Origin of the sequence: Paenibacillus sp. 22594, from assembly GCF_052044425.1 — a bacterium.
Taxonomy (GTDB): domain Bacteria; phylum Bacillota; class Bacilli; order Paenibacillales; family Paenibacillaceae; genus Paenibacillus_AQ.
The window spans coordinates 20,663-34,151 of sequence record NZ_JBQENA010000017.1; the positions used below are offsets into that span (position 1 = coordinate 20,663).

Annotated in this window: 8 protein-coding genes; all 8 read left to right on the top strand. The window is 45.0% G+C overall.

All coding sequences use genetic code 11. From position 1 onward, the window contains the following. Positions 1-161 precede the first annotated feature (161 nt). The 8 genes from ACTJKB_RS29675 (at position 162) to ACTJKB_RS29710 (ending at position 13,470) form a co-directional block, all read left to right on the top strand. Positions 162-1,931: a histidine kinase gene (locus ACTJKB_RS29675; RefSeq protein WP_440837846.1), complete on the top strand. Its 1,770-nt coding sequence runs from the start codon at positions 162-164 to the stop codon at positions 1,929-1,931. Positions 1,932-1,971: 40 nt separating this feature from the next. Continuing rightward, positions 1,972-3,555, top strand: a complete 1,584-nt coding sequence (locus tag ACTJKB_RS29680) for a response regulator (RefSeq protein ID WP_440837847.1) — start codon at positions 1,972-1,974, stop codon at positions 3,553-3,555. A 145-nt stretch (positions 3,556-3,700) separates the two neighbouring features. After that, positions 3,701-5,293, top strand: coding sequence for an ABC transporter substrate-binding protein (locus ACTJKB_RS29685; protein ID WP_440837848.1), 1,593 nt, complete (start codon positions 3,701-3,703; stop codon positions 5,291-5,293). Positions 5,294-5,401: 108 nt separating this feature from the next. Continuing rightward, positions 5,402-7,171, top strand: a complete 1,770-nt coding sequence (locus tag ACTJKB_RS29690; RefSeq protein WP_440837849.1) for a family 43 glycosylhydrolase — start codon at positions 5,402-5,404, stop codon at positions 7,169-7,171. 164 nt (positions 7,172-7,335) lie between these two features. Next, a complete protein-coding gene (locus ACTJKB_RS29695; RefSeq protein WP_440837850.1) occupies positions 7,336-8,241 on the top strand; it encodes an ABC transporter permease in 906 nt (301 codons plus the stop codon). Between the two features lie 2 nt (positions 8,242-8,243). Continuing rightward, on the top strand, positions 8,244-9,113 hold the full coding sequence (locus ACTJKB_RS29700) for a carbohydrate ABC transporter permease (RefSeq protein ID WP_074085770.1): 870 nt from the start codon (positions 8,244-8,246) through the stop codon (positions 9,111-9,113). A 67-nt stretch (positions 9,114-9,180) separates the two neighbouring features. After that, complete coding sequence (locus tag ACTJKB_RS29705; RefSeq protein WP_440837851.1) at positions 9,181-10,761, top strand: ABC transporter substrate-binding protein; 1,581 nt, start codon at positions 9,181-9,183, stop codon at positions 10,759-10,761. Between the two features lie 36 nt (positions 10,762-10,797). Further along, a complete protein-coding gene (locus ACTJKB_RS29710; RefSeq protein ID WP_440837852.1) occupies positions 10,798-13,470 on the top strand; it encodes a glycosylhydrolase-like jelly roll fold domain-containing protein in 2,673 nt (890 codons plus the stop codon). Positions 13,471-13,489: the final 19 nt, after the last annotated feature.

A 13,489-nucleotide genomic window follows, 5' to 3' on the forward strand; every position in this document is an offset into this window, starting at 1 on the left:
AAAATCATGTAAATGTCCCAGGAAAAAATTAAAAATCCCTCTTCAATTAAGATACTCCTATAGTATACTTTCTTGTAAATGCATTCTTAATGAAGGAAGGGCCCTGTATGGAACGAACCCGCAATCCTTGGAAAAGAAGAATATTTACAAGAATAAAAAATATGAAATTACAAAATAAGCTGATGCTTGGTTATGTATTGGTATGTGTTATTCCTCTATTATCTGTAAGCGCATTCATATTTCAGCAATCTGCAAAGGGGTTAGAGGAATCTTCTCAGGAGTTTGCTTCACTCTATACTTCGCAAATAAGGAGTACTTTGAATGAATTTCTAAAAGAATATGAGGAGGTTACGAAGTCGGTACTTGTAGATAACGATATCATTTACAGTCTCGGCGATACGAAAAATTTGCCCTTTGACGAAATAGTAAATCAAAGACTTGCTGTGCAGCGTTTGCTGATGCGAGTCGCATTGCTCAAATCGGAGATGAGTACGGTGATGCTGGTCAGCAGAGATGACAGCGTGTATCAGTTCAGCAGTTCAACGAACAAAGTGAATGAGAACCTGCTGTTGGCTCAAGAGTGGTACAAGGGGTTACGGAATTCGAATGAAACCTTCTTCATCACGGGATTGCATGACCGTTCCTACTATGAAGATAAAGGGGAGGGAGCAGTTGTAACTGCGGGTAGAGTGCTGTTCAGCTCAGATGGGGCATATGCAGGAATGCTGCTTATTGATCTAGACCCCTTTACATTGCTGCAGCTTGATCATGAGTTCATTTTGGCCAGGGATAAGTACGGTATAAGTGTAGTTATCACTAATCTTAAGCAACAAATCGTCTACCATTCTGATGCTGCCAGCGGACAGTTATCCTGGAAACAAGTTATGGACTCAGGAGCCAGCTATATTAAGAATAACGAAACCAAGAATCACATTGTTTTATTGGGAAGGACATCCCAAGGGGAGTTGTTAATTCGAACGGATATCCCCCGCCCAAGGCTTCTTCAAAAAATTAATCAAATTAAAGTCATGACTGTCGTTGTCATTCTGATGAGTTGTCTGGTTATAACGCTGTTCTCATTTGGTTTGAGCTATACGATTACCAAGCCTATTAAGGCACTTCGGAGAAGTATGAAGCAAGCAGAAGTGGGACAATATCTGGCTATAGAGAAAGAGCAGGCTAATGATGAAATCGGAAGTCTGGTGCACAGTTACAACAAAATGATTACAACTATCCGAACTTTGATAGAGGATGTGTATGTCGGAGAAATCAAACAGCGGCAGGCAAAATTCATCGCTCTCCAGAATCAGATCAATCCTCATATGCTCTACAATACCTTAGAATCCATTCGTATGAAGGCTTTGATGAAAGATGATGATGAGACCGCGGACATGATTAAAATTCTGGCACGCATGTTCCGGCTGGTCTTAGCCAAGGAAGGTAAACAGCATTCAGTTAAACATGAACTGGAATATACAGCAAATTATCTGCAGCTTCAGAATATCCGTTTTGATCATATGTTCAAGTTTGAGTTCAAGATACCTGATGAAATGCTGGGGTGCAGCATCATCCCTCTGGTCTTTCAACCGATTGTTGAAAACAGCATTAATCACGGTTTTGAGGACTACAGCCGTATTATGGATATCAGGATTGAGGGCAGTTGGACAGAACAAGGAGAAATGTTATTTCGGATTATGGATAATGGAATGGGTATGAGCCAGGACAAGGAATCCGAACTGCGTGCGCTTTTAGACGGAGCGGATTCACATAAATACAAATTGGAGATCATTGGTGAACAAACTGAAAAAGGACTGGGTCTCTTAAATATTGCTGAACGTATCAAGCTCCATTACGGCGACCGGTATTATCTAACCATCGTTCCCGGAAATGTGGAGGGAACAACCATTGAAATCCTGATACCAGGGAATTGAAATACCAACGGCAATGAACAGACAGCAGGAGGAGATTGGGATGAAAGTAGTAATCATAGATGATGAAAAAGGTATCGTGGAAGGACTCAAAAAGATCATAGGCCGCTATCTTCCAGAATGTAAGGTTGTTGGAGTAGCTTATAACGGGCTTGAAGGATACGAAATCATACAAAAGCTCCGCCCGGATATTGCAATAACGGATATCCGTATGCCCAAAGCAGATGGTCTCGATATGATTAAAATGCTGGAAGAAACGAAAGTTCAGACTAAATTCATTCTGTTAAGTGGATATGCAGATTTTGAGTATGCCAGAAGAGGGATGAAGCTGGGAGTACAGTTCTACATTAACAAGCCGGTTGAGGAAGAAGAGTTGCGTGACAGTGTGAACCAGGTCATGGAACGGATTCGTGCAGACAGGATCAAGCTGCAAAGTTTAGACGAATTAAAGCATGAAATTCATAGCCGGATTCAGGAAGAAACCTTACGGGACATTCTTGATATCGGGAATGATCAGACCAGTCTGGTGGATGAGCTGCTTCGCAGTGCTCAAATTCCTACAGCAGGCATCTGGTTCAATTCTATCCTGATTGAGATTGAGGGCAGTACGGATGCACTGAAGGAGATTGGTTTTCAGCCACTGTTACATTTAATAGACCAGGCTTTGAAAAATTACCATCAAGTATACTGCTTCCGGTATTTCGGCCCGCAAATTGCGGTTGTGATTGCGCATAACAGCAATATTTTGCATGGCAGATTGCTTCATGTGATACAAGAACTGAAACAGGCGGTCTACCGTAATTTGAATCTGTCGATCAGCGTAGGCATTGGTGCAGTGTATAAGCGGACAACGGGGATGTGCCAGTCTTTCGAAGAAGCACGAAATGCACTAAGCTACAAAGTGATTAAGGCAGGAGACCCTGTAATTTCCTATAATGAGATTATAACAATGACAGACTGCAGTCATCCGGTGCCGGAGGAGATGATATCCAAACTGGAAACTGCACTTGATAATATGGACGAGGAAGAATGTGTGGGCATCATCCACGAAATTTTCCGGGGAATGGTAGCCGAACCGGGAATGTCTCCCGCAGATCTGCAACTATGGTGTTTAAACATCCTTCTGTCAAGCATCCGAAGGCTGTCATTCCAGCAGCTACAGCAGAATGAACTGGTAGGCAGACATATTCTGTCTTTGGAAGGCTTTTCGCGGTTTAGGACGCTTGAGTATTTGGAGGAATGGATGATACAAGTCATTCGAGGGATCATCCATTTCAAGTTGGAACATAATCTATCTCATAGAAAAGATATTATATCGGAAATTAAGCTATATGTGTCTAAACATTATAATGAACAAATCAGTCTTGCTGATTTGGCTGCCCGTTTTTTTATCAGTCCTTTTTATTTAAGCCAGCTGTTCAAAAGAAAAACGGGAGACAACTACTTGAATTACTTGACCCAACTGCGGATCGATAAAGCAAAGGAACTGCTGGAGACTACAGATTTAAAAGTGTACGAAATTTGCCGGATGGTTGGATATTCTGATGCGCAGCATTTTGCGCGGATGTTTGAAAAGTTTACAGGATACAAACCCAGAGATTTTCGCAAAAATCTGCCGAATAGCTGAACGTAATGAGTCATTCCTTAGGAATGGCTTTTTATTTTATTGAAAATGACATGTTTAAACTTAAAAATGCCCATTTGAGTGTGGGATTGACTGATTGTATCATTTTAATTGTAAGCGGATTCAAAAAATGTTAAGGGGGAACAAGATGATATTCAAAAAAATGGGGTTGATGTTAGCGACAGGCGCCTTGGCCATTACAACCATAACCGGTTGTAGCGGGAACAATAACAATTCCGGAAATTCAACAGCCGCTAACCAGAATCAGAATCAGAATCAGGCTGCTGGCGGAGATGGAATTGTCGACATTGAAGTTTGGGGCACTAACATTGGGTATAAGCCGATTGAGAAGGGAAGCAAGCTGTACGAATTCTATAAGGAAAAGCTCGGTGTTGGCGTTCTCCATCCATATGTGGAATGGAACGGAGGAACGAATTATCTTAACCAGTTGAACCTGAAGATTGCTGCTAACGAAATGCCGGACCTTTTTCTGCCACAGCAAGGTCTCGAGGACAGCTTGGCTAAAAACGGTGCGCTTGCCGATCTGACAGAACTGCTGCCTAAGTATGCACCGAATCTGTGGAATGCCATCCCGCAGGATATGTGGGATATCGTAAAGGCAAATGATCCTACGGGCCAGGGCAAAATCTATTATATTCCGGGTATGGTTGACTACGGAAGATACGCCAGCATGATCCGCCAGGATTGGCTCGACAAGCTTGGCTTAAAAATGCCTACTACCCAAGATGAATATGTAAAGGTGTTGGAGGCTTTCCGGGATAAGGACCCTAATGGCAATGGACAGAAGGATGAACTTCCTACCGGCGGACGGGAGCAGGTACGATGGATGGACCAATTGTTCGCGATGTATGGTGTAGCGATGTTCGAAGGCTATCCGGACTGGGACATTTATAACGGGGAACTGACGTACTCTGCGGTGACTCCGAATATGAAAGCCTCGCTGGAATTCTTGTCCAAGCTGTATCAGGAAGGTCTGATCGACAAGGAGTCGCTGTTGAACAGCAAAGACAAATGGGATGGCAAGATTCAATCGAATAAAGTAGGGAATTACTTCCATTGGGTCGAGTCGGGCTATTTGCCACTTGAGAACTTGTTCAAAAATACTGGTGTGAAAGCTAATTTCACTGTACTGCCTGTTCCAAAAGTTGAGGGCTATGAAGGCTTCTATACCTGGAAAAGGTTTACTCCTCCTGCTTGGGTAGTGAAAAATAACAAAGATGAGAAAAAACTAATGGCTACTCTAAAATTGCTGAACAACATGTATGACAAAAAAGTCTGGAAGGATTTGTACTTAGGTGTAGAAGGCATGCATTATACGATGAAGGATGGCCAAGCCACGAAGCTGCCGGATGACAAAAGCACACAGGAAAACCTGATTCTTGATCCATATTCCAAAATATCCACCCTTGATTTCATGATGGATCTCAACAAGAGCACTGCTTCAGCGGATAGAATGTGGGCGATTGATCAGGTGAACCGTAATATGCAGGAAGCCCAGAAATATGCCAAAGTCATTGCTGGTGATGGCATGCCGGCCAGTGTATATGACGGCTTCCCGGACATAAACAACCGTACACTTTACGTGGAGTACGCTTCAAAAATTATCATTGGACAATACCCGCTCAGCAAGTTTGACGAGTTCGTAGAGAAATGGAATAAGTCCGGCGGTGAAGAGGTCACTAAGCGGGCCAGAGAATGGTACGCAAAAGTCAAGAAATAAAGGATTAACGCTAAAATTCCGCTCGACACATGTTACAGTCGGGCGGATTTTCTGTGTAGAACCTGTAGATTTAGGTGTTGATACCAAAGTAAAGGGATGTGGAGAGAAATGACTTATGTATGTAATCCGCTAAATATTGAATATAAATATCAGATCGTAGAAACAGCAGGGACCCGAGTTACCTTCAGGGAAGCTGCGGACCCGACGCTGGTCATCTTTCATGGAGAATATTACCTGTTTCCTTCGATGACAGCTGGATTTCTGACAAGCAGTAATATGACCGATTGGACCTTCCACCCGCTCAAGGGAGTTCCGGTTTACGACTACGCTCCTGATGTGCGGGTAATCGGGGAGTATCTTTATTTTTCAGCATCGAATAAATCAAGAAACTGCTCATTTTACAGGACAAAAGATCCGATCAGCGGTGAATTTGAGGAAATCCAGGGGACGTTCCCTTTTTGGGACCCCAATTTGTTCCTGGATGATGACGGAAGGATCTATTTCTACTGGGGGTGTTCCAACCAGACGCCTATTTACGGAGTAGAGCTTAATTTGGAGGATATGAAGCCTATAGGAGAAGCATCTCCGCTTATTTATGGTAACAGTACTAAGATTGGCTATGAAAGAAAAGGTGAAAATCATAACCTCAGATCACCAGAAGAGATTGAAGAAATCGTTCGAAAATTTGCCGGGATGCATCCTGATGCTCCGGAAGAACTTTTGATTAAATTCAAAAACACTATAGGAAACGATCCTTACATTGAGGGAGCCTGGATGGAGAAGCATGATGGAAAATATTATCTCCAATATGCCAGCCCCGGAACAGAACATAACATCTACTCGGACGGTGTCTATATTTCGGACAAACCTCTAGGGCCATTTACACTGGCAGCCAATAACCCGTTTTCTTACAAGCCGGGAGGATTTATACCAGGGGCCGGACACGGGTCAACCATGACAGATAATTATGGGAATCTATGGCATGCCTCATCCATGAGAATCAGTATGAATCATATATTCGAAAGAAGACTTGGGCTCTGGCTGGCGGGATTTGATCAGGACGGAGAGTTATTCTGTAATCAACGGTATGGGGACTGGCCCTATAAAATCGAGCAAAAGCAGATGAATCCATGGAGCAATCCGGAGTGGATGCTGCTATCTTACGGCAAACCGGCTGAAGCCTCTTCTCATGAAGAAGGCAGACAGGCATTCCAGGCAACGGACGAAAATGTACAGACCTGGTGGAGGGCGGAGTCTAACTCCCCTGGAGAATGGCTGGAAATCGATCTGGAGCATGTATGCGATGTGCATGCGGTGCAGATCAATTTTGCTGATGATCAGATCAATGCAACCCTTCCTATGGAAACAACGCTGCAAGGTGAAAGACTGATAGATGATCGTCAGTATTATACCAGATGGCTTCTCGAAGGCTCAACGGACGGTAAGGAATACTTTGTAATGAAAGATAAATCTGAAGCAAATACCAATTTGCCGCATGATCTAGTCCTGCAAGAGGAGGGGACGAAAGCCAGATTTATCAAATGTACAGTAATTTCATTACCCTTTAATCAGTCTGCCTGTATTTCCGGACTTAGAGTGTTTGGGATCGGCAAGGGAACGTCCCCGGGACAAGTCAGTGGCGTCCAAACAGAATTGATAAGCAAGCTTGATCTTTCCGTAAGTTGGGAGAGAGATGAAGCTGCAGGATATAATGTGCTCTGGGGATTTGCTCCGGACAAGCTGTACCATAGCCATATGGTATTCGGCTGTAATGAATTAACGATTAAAGCGTTGATTGAAGATCAGCCGCTGTTTGTAAGAGTTGATGCCTTTAATGAAACAGGGATAACTGAAGGGTGTGTATACCGGGCAGTCTGAGAGAAGGGGTTCGCTCGGCTCGGAGGGACTCCTAAGAAATACGTATCAGATGTTCCTTTAAATGACCTGGTAGGAACTTAAAAACGCCTGATTGAGCGATGAATCTGATAATTATATAGTTACACTGTAAACGAATTCAACAAGAGATATTAGGAGGGAAAACATTGAAATCTATTGCATCTCATCAGATGAAGTTATACTGGCCGCTTTATTTGATGGCGATTCCGGGAATTATATTTCTCATCGTATTTAAATTCATTCCGCTGGCTGGTGCTGTAATCGCCTTCAAAGATTATTCCGTATTCCAAGGCTTTATTGATAGTCCTTGGGTAGGATTTAAGCATTTTGAAACCCTGCTCCAGCATCCTGACTTTCTCAATGTATTTAGTAACACTCTACTGCTGGGATTATTCAAGCTTACGATTGTTTTTCCGGTTCCAGTTCTGCTGGCGCTAATGATTAATGAGATCCGGAAATCGGCACTGAAGAAAGGAATTCAGACTGCACTATACATCCCGCATTTCTTGTCATGGGTAATCGTAGGAGGGATTCTCTTCGATTTCTTTTCACTAAGCGGAATGTTCAACATTATCCTTGGATGGTTTGGTGCGGAGCCTGTGCTGGCGATGCAGGAAAGCGCATACTTCAGGCCGATTTATGTGCTGGCTTCCATATGGAAGGATGCTGGGTGGGGAACCGTGGTCTACATGGCCGCAATCAGTGCAATTGACCCTCAGCTCTATGAATCAGCGATGATCGATGGGGCCTCCAGATTCAGACAAATCAGACATATTACATTCCCGATTTTGCTGCCCACCGTGCTTGTACTGTTCCTGCTTGATATCGGGAATTTCCTGGATCTCGGATTCGATCAGGTATATAATCTGCTGACTCCGATGACCTACAACGTGGGAGATATCCTGGATACTTATGTGTTCCGAACGGGCATTCAGCAAGGACAGTATAGTTTCGCAACAGCAGTTGGATTGTTCCAATCGGTAATTGGATTTATTATGGTCTACACGTTCAACAAGTTGTCCAATAAGGTTTCGGATGGGGGTCTCTGGTAACTATGCTTGCATCAAGAGGAGAAAAGGTATTCGTAGGAGTTATTACCGGCTTACTCATCCTGTTATCTGTCGTAGCGCTAGTACCGCTTGTATCCGTAATCTCTACTTCTTTGAGCTCCAAAAGTGCAGTAGACATGAACCTTGTTACGCTGTGGCCGAAGCAATTTACTTTGGACTCCTGGAAGTACATTGTCGACCGTCCTGATTTATGGAAGTCATTCTTTTTGACGCTCAGCACGACTGTGATTGGAACAGTACTGGCCCTTCTGATGACAGCCTTGTTCGCCTATCCGCTGTCGAAGCCGGAATTCCGGTGGGGTTCGGTCATTATGATGGCTGTTGTAGTTGCGATGATTTTCAAGGCGCCTATCATACCGTATTTCCTGACCGTACGCGGTATCGGCTTGTATGACAATCCGTTGGTCCTGGTTATACCTCATATTTTGAATCCGTTCAATCTGATCATCATGCGAACCTTCTTCAAGCAATTCTCTAAGGAGCTTGAGGAAGCGGCCTTTTTGGAGGGCTGCGGATATTTCCGGATGCTGTTCCAGTTTGTGCTTCCATTGTCCAAGGCTGTACTGGCAACCCTTGCTTTGTTTTATGGTGTCGTGCTATGGAATCAGTTCCAGCATCCGTTGTTATTCCTTCAGGACACCAACTGGTTCCCGCTGCAAATCAAAATCCGCCAATTCATCACCGATGACAGCGTTATTATGGCGGGGGCCTCATCGACGATGAGTCTTAACTACAACGAGCGGACGCTGAGAGCAGCAACGGTTATCTTTGCAATTGTTCCGATTGTTGTGGTATATCCTTTCTTACAGAAGTATTTCGTCAAGGGGGCAATGATTGGTTCAGTCAAAGGATGATTTCTTTAAAATAAAATATCAGGACTTCAGTCCGTAACAAATAGCTTTAGAGGGGGGATACAGAAACATGAGTTTTAAAAAGATTGGTTTATTCTTAGCCGCAAGCGCTCTCGCTGTTACTGCTGTAACCGGTTGTAACGGGAACGAAAACAATTCAGCGGGTAACGCAAATGCCAATCAGAATCAGGCTTCGAACGGAGATAAAGTAGTTGATATTGAGGTATGGGGTACCAACATCGGATATCAGCCGGTTACCAAAGGTAGCAAACTGTACGAATTTTATAAGGAAAAGCTGGGTGTTGGGGTTATTAATCCGTATGTGGAGTGGAACGGGGGAACTAACTATCTCAACCAGTTGAACCTTAAGATTGCCGCTAACGAAATGCCGGATCTGTTCGTACCTCAGCAAGGACTTGAGGACAGTCTGGCGAAGAACGGGGCGATTGCCGATCTGACTGAACTATTGCCTAAATATGCGCCAAACGTGTGGAAGGCTATTCCGGAAGACATCTGGAAAGTGGTCAAGGCAAATGACCCTACAGGTCAGGGGAGAATTTATTATATTCCCAATGTCGTTGAATACGGCAGATACGCCGGGCTGATCCGCCAGGATTGGCTGGATAAGTTGGGGCTGAAAATGCCAAAAACACAGGATGAATATGTAAAGGTGCTGGAGGCTTTCCGGGACAAGGACCCTAACGGCAACGGCCAGAAGGATGAGATTCCAACTGGCGGCCGGGAGCAGGTGCGCTGGATGGATCATTTGTTCGCCATGTATGGTGTGGCTATGTTCGAGGGTTATCCGGATTGGGATATTTACGATGGCGAGCTGACATATTCTGCGGTTACGCCGAATATGAGAGCCGCATTGGAATTCATAGCCAGGCTATATAAGGAAGGCTTGATTGATAAGGAGTCGCTCCTTAATAGTAAGGACAAGTGGGAAGGGAAGATCCAATCAGATAAAGTGGGAAATTACTTCCACTGGGTAGAGCAGGGGAACTTGGTCTTTGAGAACCTGTATAAGAACACAGGTGTGAAGGCAGAGTTTTCCGTGCTTCCTGTACCTGAGGTCGCAGGCTATAAAGGCTTTTATACGATGAAGAAATTTGCTTCTCCTCTATGGGTTGTCAAGAACAATAAGGATGAGGAAAAGCTGATGGCCACACTAAAGCTGCTTAACAATGTGTACGATAAGAAGAACTGGAAAGACCTGTTTCTTGGTGTAGAAGGAATGCACTATACAATGAAAGACGGAAAAGCCATTAAGCTCCCGGATGACAAGAGCACACAGGAGAATCAGATTCTGAATCCGGCTACAAGCATATCGACGCTTGATCTTACGATAGATCTTTTTAACAGCACGGTATCAGAAGATAGTAAGTGGGCCATTGATCAGGTCACCCGGAATATGCTGGATGCACAGAAGTATGCCAAAGTCATTGCCGGTGACGGTATGCCTGCCAGTGTATACGACGGCTTCCCGGATATTAACAACCGCACCCTTTATGCTGAATATGCCGCCAAGATTATTATTGGACAGTACCCCATAAGCAAGTTTGATGAGTTTGTAGAGAAATGGAACAAATCAGGCGGTGAAGAGGTCACGAAGCGTGCCAGAGAATGGTACAGCAAAGTGCAGCAGTAAACTATAGAACAGAACTAGATTCTGTAGGAGGTAAACATGAGCAGTCGTATAACGGAAGTGCTGCAAGGCAAGGAACACAATTATATTCTTCCTTTTCTCTGGCAGCATGGGGAGGAAGAAGCTGTAATCCGGGAAGAAATCGCCCGTGTCCATGAATCTGGAATCGGGGCGTTGTGCGTTGAGGCACGGCCTCATCCTGATTTTCTTGGACCAAAGTGGTGGCTGGATATGGATATTATTATGGATGAGGCACGAAATCGCGGCATGAAGGTATGGCTGCTGGATGATGATCATTTCCCTACGGGGCATGCGGCAGGCAAGGTGAAGGAGGCTCCGGAGGAGCTTCAGCGTAAGTTTTTGGGTGAACGCTATATCGATACAATTGGTCCTGCAAAGGGAACCTCTCTGCTGCTGGATACCTTGCTGATGACCGGACTCCGGCCGACCTTCTCCTTGCGCCATAACGCTAAAGGGAATAATAAACTGATCTCAGTGGTTGCAGTCCGCCGTGATCCATCGAGTGGAACATTACTCAGTGAATGTGTTGATCTCACTGAATTTGTACATGAAGGTACGCTGTATTGGGATATCCCAGAGGGGTATTGGCGGGTATTTATGATCTCGGAAAATAAGGATGGCGGCAGCAAGGAGCAGGAAGATTATCTGAACCCGCTAGTCCGAAATTCAGTTCGTATTCTGCTTGATACGGTTTATGAGCCTGTTTATGAGCGTTATAAGGATGATTTCGGCAAGACATTTGCCGGATTCTTTTCAGACGAACCCGGATTTTATAATGATAAGACGACTTTTGATTTCAATTCAAAGCCAGGTAAACAAGGGGTACCGCTTCCTTGGAGCAATGAAATGCCGGCCCTGCTCGAGCAGGCGCTCGGAGAGGACTACCGTAAACAGCTGTATCTTCTCTGGCATGATGCCGGGGAACAATCGGACATTATCCGCTACACCTATATGAATATCGTCAGCAGGTTGTATGCAGAACATTTCTGCGGTCAGATCGGAGACTGGTGCAGAGCCCGCGGCGTGGAATACATCGGACATGTTCTTGAAGATAACAACGTGCATGCAAGGCTGGGTCCCGGCACCGGACACTTCTTCCGCTCACTCTGGGGTCAAGACATGTCGGGTATTGATGTGGTGCTGTGGCAAATCGTTCCCGGCTTTGATGAATTATCTTTCCGCCAGCCAACGGGAGGAGAGACGGATAGTGAATTCTTCCACTATGGTCTCGCTAAGCTCGGTGTATCTCTGGGACACATGGATCCGAAGAAACAAGGCCGGACGATGTGTGAAGTCTATGGGGCCTATGGCTGGACGGAAGGCTTGAAGCTGATGAAGTGGCTTACCGACCATATGCTCGTCCGCGGCGTCAATCATTTTGTTCCGCATGCGTTTACCCAAAAAGCTTTTCCAGAGCCGGATTGTCCGCCGCATATGTATGCGGGCGGACAGAATCCGCAGTACCGCTACTATGGCTATCTGAACCAGTACATTAACCGGATTAGTCACCTGATCTCAGGTGGTATACATGTGGCGTCTGCGGCCATCGTCTATCATGCTGAAGCCGAATGGTCAGGGAACACGATGTACTTTCATAAGCCGGTCAAGGCCTTGATGCAGCATCAAATCGATTGTGAAGTGATTCCCGTTGATGTGCTTCTGGAGGCAGCTCATATTCAGGATAACAAGCTGCATGTCAATCTTGAAAATTATAGATGCCTGATTGTACCTTATGCGGAAGCACTCCCGGCAGCGATGATACAACGCTTGGCCCAGTTCGCTGAGCAAGGTTTATCCGTCCGTTTTGTTGAAGGACTGCCGGAACGCTCAAGTGAAGGAATCAATGTAACCGGTGAACTGTCACTGCTTTCGGCTCATCCAAACGTGAGGATGGTAGCTTTAGACAAACTGGCGGATGATTTGACTGCAGATGGATACTTTGAGGTTAAAGTTGAAGGATATGAACCTTATCTCCGGAATTATCACTATACTCATGATGATTTAGATGTGTTTATGTTTTTTAACGAGAGTCCGCATCAGATTATCTCTACGAAGATTGTTCTGCCGGTGCAAGGTAATGTTTATGCCTATCATGCTTTTCTTAATAAGGTGAGCAGGCTGGAGGCCGCTGGGGAGTCCGGTGCAAGAATGGTGGAGCTTGTTCTGCATCCATATGAATCCATCGTCCTTTTGCATGGGCCTTCCCTAATAGATTATCCTGCCAGTCTGCCGCGGAGGGCAGAGGGCCCGATATTGGAAATGAGTGGAGAATGGGCAGTTTCCATTGCCGATGCCGATCATTATCCTCAATTCAAGGAGTGGGGGACACTAACCACATTGCAGAATATGAGTGGTCCCGGTGATCTGCCCAGCTTTTCCGGCACGTTCCGTTATGAGACAGAATTCGAATGGAACGCTTCATGTAACAACGCATTTCTTGAACTAGGCGAGGTCTATGAAACGGCAGAAGTGTGGATTAACGGTGAACATGCAGGCATTAACCTGTGCCCGCCATATCGGATGGAGATAGCGGGTCCAATTCGTAAAGGGACCAACAGCCTGGTTATCGAGGTTACGAATACGCTTGTTAAAGACCAGCGGGACTTTCTGTCTTCCTTCTCTCAGCAGGAGCCAAGCGGACTTATTGGTCCTGTGACAATTTCACAGATATCGGTAACTGAAGCTCATTAACGGGACCTGATGGGGAGGA